The organism is Streptomyces chryseus (genome assembly GCF_014650755.1).
GTDB lineage: Bacteria > Actinomycetota > Actinomycetes > Streptomycetales > Streptomycetaceae > Streptomyces > Streptomyces chryseus.
On the sequence record NZ_BMVO01000007.1, the window covers coordinates 53,524 to 68,861 of the forward strand.

Sequence of the window (15,338 nt, forward strand, 5' to 3'; positions counted from 1 at the left end):
CTCGGCGAGGGGACGGCTCGACGAGGGGACGGCTCGACGAGGGGCGCGCCGGGCCGCAAATCCACGGCTTCGCGAAAGTGGTACGAGGGCGACACGTTCGCGCAGCACCGGCTTAACACGGCTCGTGCATCGTGGTTGTTGTCGGCGTCACGGACTACCGGAGCGGCTCCCGGACCTCCATGGACGCCTGGACGCGACGCCGGACCTGATCCCGGCCCGCGTCCCTCGCGGGGACCGCTGTCGTCCCGGCCCCCGGGCAACCGGGGGTGCGGCGGTTCCCGCGACATCCTCTTCTGGTGCGGGGTGCGGGGTGCGGGGTGCGGGGTGCGGTGCACGGTGCGCGCGGTTGCGGGCGCAGTTCGCCCAGTCGGATTCGCGCTCGGTCCGCTCAGTCCGTCCAGTCGGACTTGTCGCGCTTCCCGCGCAACCAGGGGAAGCCGCGCGCGGCATGGACGGCGTTGACGCCGACGATGCCGAGCCAGGCGACGACCAGGCCCTCGATGCCCGCGTTGGCCACGCCGATCGCCGACAGCGGGATGGCGAGGACCAGCGAGACCGCACCGAAGCCGAACCGTTCGCCGAAGCTCGACTCGCTCCGGGGCGGCTTCCCACCGCCTCTGGCGACGATCATCTGCTGCTCGGCGAGCTGGCGCCGGACGCGGCGGTCGACCGTACCGTCGAGCCGCTGCTCGACCTTCTCCAGGAACGACTCGATGAGCGCCGACTCGTAGTCGTCCCCGAGCTCCTTGCGCGCGTGCAAGGTCGCGTCGAGTTCCTTCTTCAGTTCAGGGTCGCGGGCTTCCATGGCTGCAACGTTACGGAGTGCCCAGGGCGTCGGCAGTGGGGGTAACCCCCCTTTCGGGGTGGGGGTTGGGGGGTACCACTGGTTGCTTCTGGGGGGTGTGGCTGGGGGCGTACCACTGGTTGTTCGGCGGGGTGGTTCTCGTCCGTACCACTGGTTGTTCGGCGGGGTGGTTCTCGGGCCGTCCCTGGCGCTTCAGGGTCGGTGGGCCGGGGTGGTGCGTCAAGGGCGCTCCTGCGTCGCCTTCGGCGATTGCGCTTCGCTTCACCCTTGACCCACCACCCCGGCCCACCGCTGACGCTCAACAGGGGACGGCCCAAGAAGAAACGCCCAGCACGGCAGCAGGTCTGTTGGTGCGGGTGGGTTTGGTGGCTGTCGGGTGTGTGGGTGGGGCGCGGTAGCTTCCGGGGGTGGTGCGGCCCCAGTCTTGGCGGGTGCGGCGACGGTTGTTGGTGCGACTCCACCATTCCCACGCACACCGACACCCAGGCCGGTAAGTGGTCGGCATGGCCGGGTGACCTGCGGACCGTGCTGCCTGCGGGTGGGGCGCGAGAGTGGGGTGGGGTGACTCGGGTGGTGTGGCGTCCACCCCCACCGGAGACCGCCCGGAGCGCAGGCACGGTGCTGGGGTGAGTGGGCGGAAGGGCACCCGGGGGGTGGGAGTTGGGAGGGGCCGGCCGACGACGGCCTGGAGGGGCGAGCCGGCCGAGGGCCGCCGGTCGAGCCGCGCCAGCGGGGCGGTTAATGAGCTTGCAAGCGTGATGTCGTCAGTGTGAGTCCGGTCGCGGTGAGACATCCGTCGATGATGTCGCTGCGGTACTGGATGTGGCGGAGGCCGTGTCGGATTCGGCCGATGAGGTGGTCAGGGTCGGTGAAGGCGGTGTTGGCCTGGCTGGTTCGGCGGAGGCTTGACCAGATGCCTTCGACGGGGTTGAGGTCGGGTGCGTAGGGCGGTAGGTGGTAGGCGGTGATCCAGTCGTGGGCGTCGATGAAGGCCCGCATGCGACGGTCTTTGTGGACGTTGAGGTTGTCCCAGATGAGGACGATCGGTCCGCCGAGTTGCTGGTGGGCGGCGATGAGGAGGTCGCGGTACTCGGTCCAGGCGAAGCTCTTGCGGCCGCCGCTCTTGTGGTCGGTATGCCGCTTGGGCCGGTAGATCAGGCGGGAACGTTCGCCGGGTTTGTAGCAGCACAGGGCGGCGATGGAGAAGCGGCGTTGGGAACGGCCGCGGACCCGGATGACCGGAGTGGCTCCGCGTTTGGCCCAGGTGCGTGAAGTCGGCGGCGTCATCGAGAATCCGGCTTCGTCTTCGAAGACGAGCCAGGCCCCGAGCGCCGCCGCGGTCGTTCCGCCTGTGGCCACACGTCCTTCACCCAGCCGGCCACGGCCGCCTCGTCCCGCTCGACGGCCCGACGGGCCGGCACCTGATGACTCCAGCCATGTCGTCGCAGCATCTGGGAGATGCCCGACAGTGTCATGGACTTGTGGAACCGCCGCCCGATCAGGGTCTTGATCCGGGTGAGTGTCCACCGCTGATCAGGCCACCCGTGAGCGACCGGACCTTTGGCCAACTCCTCCTCGAGCACGGCGAACAGCGCATCGCTCAGCTTCGGCCGGGAGGCCGGGCCACGGGAACGAACCCCGTCCTGTCCCGACTCCTGCCAGGCCCGCCGCCACCGCTGGACCGACCGGACGCTGACCCGTAACTCCTTGGCGATCTCCGTACTGCCCCGCCCATCGGCGAACATCCCAACCGCTTCCATCCGGACCCGCTCACGGAATGCTTGCCTCTCCGCGGTCAGACCCCCACCCTGCGGATACCTCATACCACCGGCATACCGCGACGATCACCAACCGTCAGCCCCTACGACAAGACGACTTCAAGGTCAGTAGCTGCCCCCTGCGCGGGTGTGATGAACCGAAACCCACAGAAGACGAACCCCGACGCCCACTATGCCCGACTTCCCCCATCATGGATGGGTGGGTGTGCATCGACTGTCGGGTTAGCTCCACACGAGCCCCTCAACACGGCTCGACATGGCTCAAGCCGCCCCGCCCGGCGTGCCAGACGGCCTATTCCGCCGCTACATCGACCACGCCCGCCCCACTGGACGCTCGGGGGTCGTTGATGGCGGTTGTCGTCCTGCCGTTGCGCGGCGCGACGGCAGGGCGCGCGGTCCCGGTCGCTCCGATGCTGCCGCCGAGAGCCGAATCAACAGAAGACGAACTCCGATGCTCACACTGCCCGACTTCCACCCATTGCGGAGGTGTGGGTGTGAATCAAGTGCGAGTTTCGCTCCACAGGGGGCACCCAGGTGCGGGAGGAGGGGGCCTGCCGACGAGCTGGAGGGTCGAGCCGGCCGAGGGCCGCCGGTCGAGTCGTACCAGCGGGGCGGTTCGACGTCCCCTGCGCGGGTGTGATGAACCGAAACCATCAGAAGACGAATCCCGACGCCCGCGATGTCCGACTTCCACCTATTGTGGAGGGGTGGGTGTGCGTCGACTGTGGGTTTCGCTCCACACGAACCCCTCAGCACGGCTCGGCACAACTCGACATGGCGTGAGCAGCCCCGCCCGGCCCGACAGGTGGGCATTCCGCCGTCACGTCGACCACGCCCGTCCCACCGGACGCCCGGGTGTCGAAGATGACCGTTGTCCGTCCTGCCGTCGCGCCGAGTGATGGCAGGGCTGGCGGTCCCGGCCGCTTCAACAGCTGTCGCAGAGAGCCGAAATGGACTCAACCAGACAGTTGATGAAAGCCGATGCCTCTCCCGCCCCATCAGTCACACGCGTACTGCTTCCGTTCATCATCTGTGGGCTTTGGTTCATCGCGGCTCGACGGCTCGACGGCTCCACGGCTCCACGGCTCGGCGGCTCGGCGGTTTGACGACCCTCCGCGCCGCCGCTTCGAATGCCGCCGTTACGGGTGTCCGTGGCTCACCACCCACTCACCCCAGCAACCAGCTTGTAGTCCGGGCGGTTTCCGGTGGGGGTGGACGCCGAACCGGCCCGAGTCACCCCATTCCGCTACTGCGCCCTAGTCGCGCCCCCATCAATCCGCAGGTCGCCCGGCCGGCCAGCCGTCACCGGCCTGGGTGCATGTGTGCGTCGGAACGGTGGTGTCGCACCAACAACCGTCGCCGCAAGTCGCTGAGACTGGGGCCGCACCACCCCTAGACCGACCGCGCCACCACTCACCGAGCCCGCCGCCCGGCAACGGCGACCAGCAACTCCCCGAACCTCCCCCGTGGGCTTCCTTCCGGGGGCCGCCCCCCTGAAGCAATGCGGCGGAGGTTCGGCGGTCAAGGGTCAAAGCGAAGCGCGATCGCCGAAGGCGACGCGACGCAGGAGCGCCCTTGAGGGCCGGGCCTCCGACGCCACACTCCCGAAAAGGCGGCCCCCACACCAGAAGCAACCGCCGCCCCCGCCCCACCAACGCCCCCGCACCCAGCCACCCTCGACCACCGCACCGACCGCAGCCCCCCCCGCACTCCCGCCCTGCATCCGCCCCGTCGCACTTCTCAACTCCCCAACCCCCGCCCCCCAACTCCCCACACTCCTCGCTCCCTTTCGCCTCCCTCGCCTTGTAGTTGTCCATCTAGATGTAGTACTTCTTATACATGAGCGAGCAGGTGCACAACAGGCTGGCGATGGTTCGGGCTGAGCGTGGCGTGTCGCGGCAGGCGTTGGCCGAGGCTGTCGGGGCGCACTACCAGACCGTCGGGTACATCGAGCGCGGGCAGTACAACCCAAGTCTCGATCTCGCGCTGAAGATCGCCGAGTTCTTCGAACTGCCGGTAGAGGCGTTGTTCTCCCTCCGGCCGTTCCGGCCGCTCACCGATGAGGTCTACGGGAGGAAGCAGTGATGACCGCAGAGCACGGCTACGGGCCCCAGCAGGGGCTGGGGCAAGGGCCGGGGCAGGCGCAGGGGCGGGCCGGTGGGGTTAGCGCCTTCGATCGGCGCATGTTCGCGCTGATGAACCGGCCTGAGGGCGCTGCCCTGCACGCCACAGCCGCCCGTCGGCGGCTCGTCGTCGGGGCGCACGTCCTCCTCACTGTCGCGTCCGTGACCAGTTGGAACTTCGTGGTCTTCGGCGAGCGACAGGAGTGGGCGCTCGTCGCCACCCTCGCCCTCCTGCTGCCCTGGTGCTTCGCCACCGGCGTCCTCAACTCCGCCACCCGGGGCCTCCTCGAACTCCGTGGCCGCGTGCTCGACGAGCGGCAGCTCGCCGAGCGTGACCGCGCTCGCGCCCGTGCGCACCGGCTGACCTCCGGGCTGCTGCTGGTCGCCGCGCTCGGGGTCGGTGCGGTCGGCTGGTTCGGCGGCGTGCAGGTCGAGGGAGCCGTCGCGCCTGTACTGGTTACCGTCCTCGCGGCGCACTGGCTGATGCCTCTGTGGGTCGCCGGTCTGATGGTGCAGGACGAGCCTGACGACGGGCTGGACGAGGTCGGCGCGCTCGGCTGAAGCCCAGGAGGGTGGTGGGCGCAGCGGGCAGGGGGGTGAAGGGGTGGCCGGTCCGTGCGGCATGCGGGTGATGGTTCCGGTGTCTGATGTGGGCGGGCGCGGGTGGCGATGCCGTGGCCCTAAGGGCGTCGCCGCACCCGTCCCGTGGGCTTACAATGTCACCCCTTTACATCTGAACTCGCCCTCTCTGTAGGGCTGTTCGCGTAGCGAAAGGGGCGATGGTGCCCCAGACCGCCTTACCCGCTCAGTCTGGCGGCCCAGGCGATCTGCTCGGCAGAGAACCCGTGGCGCCCGCCGCCGGCGAGGCGACCCGGCCAAGGAGGGGGAAGCGCGCAGTGGGGAAGTCTGACGAGCAGCCGTCGATCCACGTCGGGACCGTGAGCAACAGCGCCATCGGCATTGGCAACAGCAACACCGTCACCAACACCAACAATTACGCTGAGCCGTCCCGCGATCCCGCGCAGGAGGAACTGCTCCTCTCCGTACGCGAGCTCCGGGCGGACCTGGGGCGGCTCGTCGCCAACGACGCCACCGTCGTCCTGGACGCCGAGCTGGTCTCCACCGAGGAGGAGATCGAGGAGGAGGGGCTGGCCACCCCCGGCCGCCTCGCCCGGCTGCGTGACGCGCTCACCGCGGCCGGCCCGGGGGTGGAGCTCCTGGCCTCCGGTGCCGCCGCCGTGGCGGCGGTGGGCGCACTGCTGGGAGGCTGAGCGGATGGCCGGGTGGTCGGGCGGCCGTGCTGGAACGGCAGGCGCAGTGCTGTGAGAGCGGTCATCCCGGGCCGCCCTCGCCCCACGCCACCAGCCCCACGTCACCCAGCCCTCCGCCCGCCCGGTCGGCGTCGCAGGCTCCGGGGGGCGCGTTCTCGGTGCTCCGGATCCCGGCCACGTAACCGCTCACGGTCCAGGAGCGTGCTCCTGAACGCCCCACGGCCCGGACCCCGGCCCGAGAACCACCCACGCCGCCGGAGCGCGCTCCTTACGGGGCTGGATTTCGCCGTTTGGGCCGGGATCGCTGTCGTCGTACTCGCGCTGGGGCCGTGTGTGTGGTTCACGGCGGGCGGCCGCAGTAGGACGGCGCGCACGGGTAGTCGGGTCGTTGGCGGTCGATTCCGCCGAGGCGCGGAGTGCCTCGGCGGAATCCGCCAGGTCGGAGGCCACCGGGGCCGCTGCCGCCAAGTCGCCGCCGACGAGCCGGTCACCTCGGTCTCAGTCGGTCCGGCCGGACCGACCGGACCGGACGGACCGACTGAGACCGCTGCCCCAAGGTTCCCGAGGCCCCAGACGAAGAGCCGGCTCGTGGTGGACTGCGAGGCTTTCACCGTGGCCGCCACCTAGGGCTGGAAGCACAGCCTGAAGTGCGACCGGGTCTCCCGCTGGATGGCCGACCGCGCCTCCCTGGCGCAGGTCTGCGAAACCAACGGGCCAGGCTTCCGGGTCAACCCGAGGCAAGTCCTCCCGCCGAGCCCGGCACGAGATCCGGCACGAGATCCGGCACGAGACCGGCACGAGATCCGGCACGAGACCGGCACGAGACCGGCACGAGATCCGGCACGATTCCCGGCAGGGTCGGGCGTCCGGCGCTCGACGGGCTGCGCGCCGACGCAGAGCGGTACCAGGAGATCCGCGTCGGCCCGGTGGGCGATGTCGTGAACGAGAGGCAGGCCGCCGAGCTGGTCTACGCGTACGGCAGCGAGGGGAGCGGCGGCCGGTGCCGCGGGGCCGAGCGGGTCTTCCGCGTCGACGGCGGCGAGCTGTGAGCCGTGCTGATCGCGGCGCCCACGGTGGAGTGGTCCCGACCACAGGGGGGGGTCCCGCGGACTGCGGCGGAGTGGTCCCAGCGCCCACGGTGGAGTGGTCCGGGCGCCCACGGTGGAGCGGTCCCGACCACAGGGGCGTGGTCCCGGCGACTACGGCGGAGTGGTCCCAGCGCCCACGGGGAGTGGTCCCGGCCTTCCACGGGGCAGGGGCCGCCGCACCCACCGGCGAGTGGTCGTTTCTCGATGCGCACCCACGGCACAGTGACCGAGCACTTCCGGATGAATAGCAGGTTCTGACCGCTTTTGTTGCGCAACGTTCGTGACACAGCGCACTTTCGGCCATGTGTTGTGCATGGTTTGCCGCTTCGGGGGGAGGGCTCCGGGTCGCCGGTCTCTTTACTGGCTGTACATATCGGGAACGGAAGGCGAAACGCGACGTGTCGGCACAAAAGACCATCCATGTGGGCGGGAAGTGGCAGGCAGCCGCTTCCGGCGCCACGCGCGAGATCATCGACCCCGCGGACGCCAAGCCCTTCGCCGTCGTCGCCGAAGGCGGTGCGGCCGACGTCGACGCCGCGGTGGCGGCCGCCCGTACCGCCTTCGACTCGGGCGAGTGGCCCCGTACGCCGGTGGCCGAGCGGGCCGCGCTGCTGCGCCGGGTCGGTGAGCTGCTCCAGCGGGACCGCGAGGACATCGCGCTCCTCGAAAGCCGCGACGCGGGCAAGACCCTGGAGGAGGGCCGGGTCGACGTCGACTGTGTGACGGACGCCTTCCGGTACTTCGCCGACCTTGTCGTCAATGAGAGCGGGGGCCGGGTCGTCGACGCCGGTTCTCCCGGCATCCACAGCGTCGTCGTGCACGAGCCGGTCGGCGTCTGCGCGCTCATCGCGCCGTGGAACTACCCGCTGCTCCAGGCGAGCTGGAAGATCGCCCCGGCCCTGGCGGCGGGCAACACCTTCGTCATCAAGCCGAGCGAGATCACTCCGCTGACGACCGTCGCGCTGATCGAACTGCTGGTGGAGGCCGGGCTTCCGGCCGGTGTCGCCAACCTTGTGACCGGCGCCGGCGACCCCGTCGGCGCGCGGATGTCCGAGCACCCCGACGTCGACCTCGTGTCGTTCACCGGTGGCCTCGCCAGCGGTACGAAGGTCATGCAGGCCGCGGCCGTCACCGTGAAGAAGGTCGCGCTGGAGCTGGGCGGCAAGAACCCGAACGTCGTCTTCGCCGACGCCTGCGCCACCGAAGAGGGCTTCGACACCGCCGTCGACCAGGCGTTGAACGCCGCGTTCATCCACAGCGGCCAGGTCTGCTCGGCCGGTTCCCGGCTCATCGTCGAGGAGTCGGTGCGCGAGCGCTTCGTCGCCGAACTCGCCCGCCGCGCCGCGAAGATCCGCCTCGGCCGCGGCACGGCCGACGGTGTGGAGTGCGGACCGCTCGTCTCCGCGCAGCAGTTGGCGAAGACCGAGATGTACGTCGCCTCCGCGCTGGAGGAAGGCGCGGTGCTCCGCGCCGGCGGTAGGCGGCCGGAGGCGTCCGACGTACGGCCGGCCGAGGGGTACTTCTACGCGCCCACCGTCCTCGACCAGTGCCACCGCGAGATGCGCGTCGTACGGGAAGAGGTCTTCGGGCCGGTCCTGACGGTGGAGACCTTCCGCACCGAGGACGAGGCCGTCGCCCTGGCCAACGACACCGAGTACGGGCTGGCCGGCGGCGTGTGGACCACCGACGCGGGGCGCGCGCGACGCGTCGCGGGGCGGCTGCGGCACGGCACGGTGTGGATCAACGACTTCCACCCCTACCTGCCGCAGGCGGAGTGGGGCGGGTTCGGCAAGTCCGGCATCGGGCGCGAGCTCGGACCGTCGGGCCTCGCCGAGTACCGCGAGGCGAAGCACGTCTACCAGAACCTGGACCCGCGCCCGGTGCGCTGGTTCGCGGGCTGAGGCGTACCGCCCGTCCGCCCCGTACCGACTGCCGGGGCCCCGCCCCGGACCACCGGTCCTCGAACGCCGGACCGGACTGACCGCCGGCCCGACGACCGCGGCCGCACGAAAGAGGAGCAGCAACCCATGCCCGTATACGACTACGTCGTCGTCGGGGGCGGCACCGCAGGTTCGGTGATCGCGTCCCGGCTGACCGAGGACCCGTCGGTCAGTGTCGCCGTCATCGAGGGCGGGCCGACCGACGTCGACCGCCCCGACGTCCTCACCCTGCGCCGCTGGATGGGCCTGCTGGGCGGTGAGCTCGACTACGACTACCCGACCACCGAGCAGCCCCGGGGCAACTCCCACATCCGGCACAGCCGGGCCCGTGTCCTGGGCGGCTGCTCCTCGCACAACACCCTCATCGCCTTCCAGCCGCTGCCGTCCGACTGGGACGAGTGGGAGACCGCGGGCGCCAAGGGCTGGGGCGCCGACTCCATGGCGCCGTACTTCCACAAGCTGCGCAACAACATCGTGCCGGTCGACGAGAAGGACCGGAACGCCATCGCCCGCGACTTCGTCGACGCCGCGCAGGACGCCATCGGCGTACCGCGCGTCGAGGGGTTCAACAAGCAGCCCTTCCACGAGGGCGTCGGCTTCTTCGACCTCGCCTACCACCCCGAGGACAACAAGCGCTCGTCCGCCTCGGTCGCGTACCTGCACCCGTTCCTGGACCGGCCGAACCTCCACCTGATGCTGGAGACCTGGGCGTACAAGCTGGAGCTGGACGGGACGCGGGCGACCGGTGTGCGGGTCCGTACGAAGGGCGGTGAGGAGGTCCTCGTCGAGGCGAGCCGCGAAGTGCTGGTCTGCGCGGGCGCGGTGGACACGCCCCGGCTGCTGATGCATTCGGGCATCGGGCCCCGGCAGGACCTGGAAGCGCTCGGGATTCCCGTCGTGCACGACCTGCCGGGCGTCGGCGAGAACCTGCTCGACCACCCGGAGTCGGTCATCGTCTGGGAGACGGACGGTCCGATACCCGAGAACTCCGCGATGGACTCCGACGCGGGCCTGTTCGTACGGCGCGACGCGGCCAGCCGCGGCCCGGACCTGATGTTCCACTTCTACCAGATCCCGTTCACCGACAACCCGGAGCGCCTCGGCTACGAACGCCCCCCGCACGGCGTGTCGATGACCCCGAACATCCCCAAGCCGCACAGCCGCGGCCGCCTCTTCCTGACCAGCGCCGACCCGGCCGTCAAGCCCGCGCTGGACTTCCGTTACTTCACCGACGAGGACGACTACGACGCCCGGACGCTCGTCGACGGCATCCGCATCGCCCGCGAGATCGCCAAGGCCGAGCCGCTCGCGAAGTGGCTCAAGCGCGAGGTCTGCCCCGGCCCGGAGGTCACCTCCGACGAGGACATCAGTGAGTACGCCCGGAAGGTCGCGCACACCGTGTACCACCCGGCGGGCACCTGCCGCATGGGAGATTCCGAGGATGAACTTGCCGTAGTGTCACCGGACTTGAAAATCCGCGGCCTCGAAGGCATCCGTATCGCCGACGCGTCCGTCTTCCCGACGATGCCCGCTGTGAACCCGATGATCGGGGTCCTGATGGTCGGGGAGAAGTGCGCCGAACTGCTTGCAGCAACCACAACACCGGGAGGTGATGCGTGATGACCGCTCCTGAACATACGAACGCCGCCGAACCGGTCTTCTCCGTACGAAACCTGTGGAAGGTCTTCGGCCCGAAGGCCGACCGCATACCGGCGAACCCCGAGTACGCCGAACTGTCCGCCGAGGAACTGCGGAACCGCACCGGCTGCACCGCCGCCGTCCGCGACGTCTCCTTCGACGTGCACAGGGGCGAGGTCTTCGTCGTCATGGGGCTCTCGGGCTCCGGCAAGTCCACGCTCGTACGCTGCCTCACCCGGCTCATCGAGCCCACCTCCGGCGCCGTCGCCATCGACGGCGAGGACGTCCTGTCCATGGACAAGTCGCGGCTGCGCGCACTGCGCCGGCACCGCGCCTCCATGGTCTTCCAGCACTTCGGCCTGCTGCCGCACCGCTCGGTCCTCGACAACGTCGCCTACGGCCTGGAGATCCAGGGCATGGGCAAGGCGGAGCGCCGCGCCAAGGCCGCCGAGGTCGTCGAGAAGGTCGGCCTCACGGGGATGGAGGAGCGCCGTCCCGGCCAGCTCTCCGGCGGACAGCAGCAGCGCGTCGGCCTCGCCCGCGCCCTCGCCGTCGACCCCGAGGTCCTGCTCTTCGACGAGCCGTTCAGCGCCCTCGACCCGCTGATCCGCCGCGACATGCAGGAGGAAGTGATCCGCCTGCACCGCGAAGAGGGCCGCACCATGGTCTTCATCACCCACGACCTCAGCGAGGCGCTGCGGCTCGGCACTCGCATCGCGCTGATGCGCGACGGCCGGATCGTGCAGCTCGGCACCCCCGAGGAGATCGTCGGCTCGCCCGCCGACGACTATGTGCGGGACTTCGTCCGTGACGTGGCCCGCGAGCAGGTCATGACCGTACGCACGGCCATGCGCCCCGCCGACGACGTGGCCGAGACGGAGACCGGGGCCTCCGTCTCCCCGGACGCCACCGTCTCGGCCGCCATCGAGGCCGTCGCCCGCACCGGCGCCCCCGCCCGCGTCATGGAGAACGGGCGCTGCATCGGCGTCGTCGACCACCAGGGGCTCCTCGCCGTCGTCGCCGGCCTCGGCCCCTCGGACCAGAAGGCGGTCGCCGCATGACGGCGGCCGTCACCACGCCCCCGAAGGAGAAGCCGGCGCAGCAGGCGGTGCCCGGCCCCGGCCGCCTCGCCTCGGCCGTACGCCACCGGGCCGGCCGCAAGCTGCTGCCGCTCGCCGTCGCCGCGTTCGTGCTCGTACCGCTCGGAGTCGTGCTGTGGGGCGGCGGCAGCTGGCCCGCCGCCCTGACCGTCGACGTGTCCGGACCGCTCGACGACGCCAACGAGTGGGTCATCGACAACCGCGAGTCCCACCCGCTCTTCCTGTACTTCCTGCTGCACCTGTCCAACACCGCGACCGACGCCGTCGACGCCGTCTACAACGGCCTCGACGCGCTCGGCTGGGTCGGCTTCGCCGTCCTGGCGGTGCTCTTCGCGTGGCGCGCCGCCGGATTCGACCGGCGCGGCGCGAAGACGGCGGGCACCGCGGCGGTCGTGTTCGCCGTGTGCGGGCTGCTCGGCATGTGGGACGCCACGCTGCTCACCCTCGCGCTGATGGTCGTCGCCGTCGCCGCCGCGTCCGTGCTCGGCATCGCGCTCGGGCTCGCGGCCGGACTCTCCGACCGCTTCCACCGGATGCTGCGCCCGGTGCTCGACACCATGCAGGTCATGCCGGCGTTCGCGTACCTGCTGCCGTTCGTGCTCGTCTTCGGCACCGGTACGCCCGCCGCCCTCTTCTGCACGGTCATCTACGCCGCCCCGCCGATGGCCCGCCTCACGGCGCTCGGCCTGCGCGGTGCGGACGCCGGGGTGCTGGAGGCGTCCGCCTCGCTCGGCGCGAGCGGCCGGCAGCGGCTGTGGACGGCCCGGCTGCCGCTCGCCCGCAAGGAGATGCTGCTCGGCCTCAACCAGACGATCATGATGGCGCTGTCGATGGTCGTCATCGCGGCCCTGGTCGGCGCCGGCGGTCTCGGCGAAGAGGTCTACTCGGCGCTGTCGACGGTCGACGTCGGCAAGGCGCTCGCGGCCGGCATCCCGATCGTCCTGATCGCGGTCTGGCTCGACCGTACGACGGCGGCGGCGGGCGAGCGCATCGGCACCTCCGTGCCGGGCGGCTCGCGGCTGCTGCACGGCTGGCGCGCGTGGGCGCTGGTCGCGGTCGTCACCGCCGCTGCCGCCGCCGCCAACCGCGCGCTGCTCGCCCCGACGTGGCCGGAGGGCTGGACGTACGACATCTCCACGCCCGTCAACAAGGCGCAGGACTGGATCACCGAGCACCTCGCCTCGGGCATTCCGGTCCTCGGCGGCACCGAGGTGTGGTCGGAGAACTTCACGCTGTGGGTGCTCAACCCGCTGCGCGACGGGCTGGTGTGGCTGCCCTGGTGGGCGCTGCTGCTGATCGTCGCGGGGCTGGCGTGGCTGGTCGGGACATGGGCGACCGCGCTCACCTCGACGCTCGCGCTGGGCGCCATCGGTGTGCTCGGCGTGTGGACGAAGTCCCTCGACACGCTGTCCCAGGTGATCGCGGCCCTGTTCGTGACGCTGCTGCTGGGCTTCGCGCTCGGTGTCGCGGCGGCACGGGCCGGGCGCTTCGAACGGTGGATGCGGCCGGTGCTCGACGCGATGCAGACGATGCCGCAGTTCGTGTACCTGATCCCGGTGGTGGCGCTGTTCGGCGTCACGCGCGCCTCCGCCATCATCGCGGCCGTCGTGTACGCGCTGCCGGCCGTGGTCCGCATCACCACCCAGGGGATCCGGGAGGTCGACCCGGCGGCTCTGGAGGCCGCGCGCTCCCTGGGCGCCGGCTCCCGGCAGCAACTCCTCCAGGTGCAGCTCCCGCTGGCGCGCCCGGCCCTGCAGCTCGCCGTCAACCAGGGCGTCGTGCTGGTCCTCGCCGTGGTCGTCGTCGGCGGACTCGTCGGCGGTGGCGCGCTCGGTTACGACGTGGTCAAGGGCCTCTCGCGCGGCGAGATGGGCGTCGGCATGACCGCCGGCGCGGCGATCGTCTGCCTCGGTCTCGTACTGGACCGCCTCACCCAGCCCGGCGCGGGCCGCTCGCGCCGTCGTCACGAAGGCTGACCGGTCCCCCTCCTTCCTGCCTCATTCCTGCGAACGAAGAGAGTCACCGTCACCATGCGCACGAAGACGCGAAATACCCGCACAGCCGTCGCCGCCACCGCCGTTCTCGGCCTCCTCGCCCTCAGCGGGTGCGGCGCCGCCGAGACCGGCAAGAGCAACGACGCCGGCGACAAGAAGACCGTGAAGCTGACCGTCCCGTCGTGGGTCGGCGCCCAGGCCAACACCGCGGTCGCGGCGTACCTCCTGGAGAAGGAGCTCGGCTACACCGTCAAGACCCAGCAGATGGGCGAGGTCCTGGCGTGGGACGCGCTGTCGAAGGGCGACATCGACGGGATCCTGGAGGACTGGGGCCACCCCAAGGAGGAGAAGCAGTACGTCGACACCAAGAAGACCGTCGTCAAGGGCGGCGACCTCGGTGTCACCGGGCACATCGGCTGGTTCGTGCCGAAGTACTTCGCGGACAAGCACCCGGACGTCACGGACTGGAAGAACCTCAACAAGTACGCCGACGAGTTCAAGACCGCGGAGAGCGGTGACAAGGGCGAGATCCTCGAAGGGTCGCCCGACTACGTCACCAACGACGACGCGATCATCAAGAACCTGAAGCTGAACCTGAAGACGAACTACTCGGGTTCCGAGGCCAGCCAGATCACGGCCATGAAGAAGTACGCCAAGGCGAAGAAGCCGTTCCTGACGTACTGGTGGACGCCGCAGTGGCTGAACGCCGAGATCGACATGGTCGAGGTCAAGCTGCCGGCGTACAAGGAAGGCTGCGACGCCGACCCGAAGAAGGTCGCCTGCGCCTACCCGAACACGCCGCTGCAGAAGTTCTTCAACGCGGACTTCGCGAAGAACGGCGGCAAGGCGGCGGAGTTCCTGAAGAACTTCACGTGGACGACCGAGCAGCAGAACGAGGTCGCCCTGATGATCGCGGACGAGAAGCTGTCGCCCGAGGCCGCGGCCGAGAAGTGGGTCAAGGCGAACGAGTCGACGTGGAAGACCTGGATGCCGAAGAAGTAGGGCGCCGGTCGGTTGAGTCGGAGGGGCCTGTCGTGCGCGACAGGCCCCTCGGGCGTTCCCGGGTCCCGGTGCGTCAGTGCGTGAAGACGCCCGGGGTGTAGTGGCCCGGGACCATGCGGGTGGTCACGCCGAAGCGGTTCCAGGCGTTGATGACCGTGATGAGGGCGATCAGGCGGGCCGTCTCCGGCTCGTCGAAGTGCGCGGCGGCCTGCGCGTACACCTCGTCGGGGACGAAACCGTCGGTCAGGACGGTGACCGCCTCGGTGAGTTCGAGCGCCGCCGCCTCCCGCTCGGTGTAGAAGTGCCGGGACTCCTCCCAGGCGCTGAGCTGGACGATCCGCTCGACCGATTCACCGGCCGCCAGGGCGTCCTTGGAGTGCATGTCGACGCAGAAGGCGCAGTGGTTGATCTGCGAGGCGCGGATCTTGACCAGCTCGACGAGCCGCGGGTCGAGGCCCTTCTTCGACGCCGCGTCGAGCGCGATCATGGCCTTGTAGACGTCGGGTGCGAGCTTCGCCCACTCCAGGCGGGGCGTGTGCGCGTGGGCGTACGGGGCGGTCGTCGTGGCGGTGTCCGTGTCCGTGGTCATGGCAACGACG

At 70.4% G+C, this 15,338-nt stretch carries 12 protein-coding genes; 8 read left to right on the forward strand and 4 right to left on the reverse strand.

The features are described 5' to 3' along the window. Window positions 1-388: 388 nt before the first annotated feature. A complete protein-coding gene (locus IE185_RS13775) occupies window positions 389-805 on the reverse strand; it encodes a hypothetical protein (RefSeq protein ID WP_138909709.1) in 417 nt (138 codons plus the stop codon). Between the two features lie 738 nt (window positions 806-1,543). After that, window positions 1,544-2,628 (reverse strand): IS630 family transposase gene (locus IE185_RS34100; protein WP_444545112.1). Its coding sequence is split into 2 segments (ribosomal slippage): window positions 1,544-2,175 and window positions 2,175-2,628, totalling 1,086 coding nucleotides; the frame shifts between segments, so codons are not numbered across the junction. A gap of 1,794 nt (window positions 2,629-4,422) precedes the next feature. Here IE185_RS34100 and IE185_RS13790 point away from each other — a divergent pair. The 3 genes from IE185_RS13790 (at window position 4,423) to IE185_RS13800 (ending at window position 5,977) form a co-directional block, all read left to right on the forward strand. Next, window positions 4,423-4,668 carry a helix-turn-helix transcriptional regulator gene (locus IE185_RS13790; protein WP_138908556.1) on the forward strand — a complete coding sequence of 82 codons (246 nt, stop codon included), beginning with the start codon at window positions 4,423-4,425 and terminating at the stop codon, window positions 4,666-4,668. After that, on the forward strand, window positions 4,668-5,267 hold the full coding sequence (locus IE185_RS13795) for a hypothetical protein (RefSeq protein WP_229843485.1): 600 nt from the start codon (window positions 4,668-4,670) through the stop codon (window positions 5,265-5,267). The genes IE185_RS13790 and IE185_RS13795 overlap by 1 nt, the downstream gene beginning before the upstream one ends. Window positions 5,268-5,602: 335 nt before the next feature. Then, the gene (locus IE185_RS13800) at window positions 5,603-5,977 is read left to right on the forward strand and encodes a hypothetical protein (protein WP_138896212.1); all 375 of its coding nucleotides are present in this window, start codon (window positions 5,603-5,605) and stop codon (window positions 5,975-5,977) included. Between the two features lie 61 nt (window positions 5,978-6,038). Here the strand turns inward: IE185_RS13800 and IE185_RS33675 are convergent, their stop codons facing one another. Further along, entirely contained in the window at window positions 6,039-6,167 is a 129-nt protein-coding gene (locus IE185_RS33675; protein WP_268246664.1) for a hypothetical protein, read from the reverse strand. A gap of 1,296 nt (window positions 6,168-7,463) precedes the next feature. Here IE185_RS33675 and IE185_RS13805 point away from each other — a divergent pair. The 5 genes from IE185_RS13805 (at window position 7,464) to IE185_RS13825 (ending at window position 14,739) form a co-directional block, all read left to right on the forward strand. Further along, complete coding sequence (locus IE185_RS13805; protein ID WP_229843486.1) at window positions 7,464-8,966, forward strand: aldehyde dehydrogenase family protein; 1,503 nt, start codon at window positions 7,464-7,466, stop codon at window positions 8,964-8,966. Between the two features lie 126 nt (window positions 8,967-9,092). After that, window positions 9,093-10,625 (forward strand): GMC family oxidoreductase, encoded by a 1,533-nt coding sequence (locus tag IE185_RS13810; RefSeq protein ID WP_138896214.1) that lies wholly within the window; start codon window positions 9,093-9,095, stop codon window positions 10,623-10,625. Continuing rightward, on the forward strand, window positions 10,625-11,704 hold the full coding sequence (locus IE185_RS13815; protein WP_138896215.1) for a quaternary amine ABC transporter ATP-binding protein: 1,080 nt from the start codon (window positions 10,625-10,627) through the stop codon (window positions 11,702-11,704). The genes IE185_RS13810 and IE185_RS13815 overlap by 1 nt, the downstream gene beginning before the upstream one ends. Further along, window positions 11,701-13,719 carry an ABC transporter permease gene (locus tag IE185_RS13820; RefSeq protein WP_138896216.1) on the forward strand — a complete coding sequence of 673 codons (2,019 nt, stop codon included), beginning with the start codon at window positions 11,701-11,703 and terminating at the stop codon, window positions 13,717-13,719. Before IE185_RS13815 ends, IE185_RS13820 begins: the two co-directional genes overlap by 4 nt. Before the next feature lie 54 nt (window positions 13,720-13,773). Continuing rightward, the gene (locus IE185_RS13825) at window positions 13,774-14,739 is read left to right on the forward strand and encodes an ABC transporter substrate-binding protein (RefSeq protein WP_138896217.1); all 966 of its coding nucleotides are present in this window, start codon (window positions 13,774-13,776) and stop codon (window positions 14,737-14,739) included. 73 nt (window positions 14,740-14,812) lie between these two features. Here the strand turns inward: IE185_RS13825 and IE185_RS13830 are convergent, their stop codons facing one another. Then, a complete protein-coding gene (locus IE185_RS13830; RefSeq protein ID WP_138896218.1) occupies window positions 14,813-15,328 on the reverse strand; it encodes a carboxymuconolactone decarboxylase family protein in 516 nt (171 codons plus the stop codon). Window positions 15,329-15,338 lie beyond the last annotated feature (10 nt).

Coding starts and splice junctions, on each gene's coding strand:
- IE185_RS13775 (WP_138909709.1), bottom strand. CDS start 805: ATGGAAGCCCGCGACCCTGAACTGAAGAAGGAACTCGACGCGACCTTG.
- IE185_RS13790 (WP_138908556.1), top strand. CDS start 4,423: ATGAGCGAGCAGGTGCACAACAGGCTGGCGATGGTTCGGGCTGAGCGT.
- IE185_RS13795 (WP_229843485.1), top strand. CDS start 4,668: ATGACCGCAGAGCACGGCTACGGGCCCCAGCAGGGGCTGGGGCAAGGG.
- IE185_RS13810 (WP_138896214.1), top strand. CDS start 9,093: ATGCCCGTATACGACTACGTCGTCGTCGGGGGCGGCACCGCAGGTTCG.
- IE185_RS13815 (WP_138896215.1), top strand. CDS start 10,625: ATGACCGCTCCTGAACATACGAACGCCGCCGAACCGGTCTTCTCCGTA.
- IE185_RS13820 (WP_138896216.1), top strand. CDS start 11,701: ATGACGGCGGCCGTCACCACGCCCCCGAAGGAGAAGCCGGCGCAGCAG.
- IE185_RS13825 (WP_138896217.1), top strand. CDS start 13,774: ATGCGCACGAAGACGCGAAATACCCGCACAGCCGTCGCCGCCACCGCC.
- IE185_RS13830 (WP_138896218.1), bottom strand. CDS start 15,328: ATGACCACGGACACGGACACCGCCACGACGACCGCCCCGTACGCCCAC.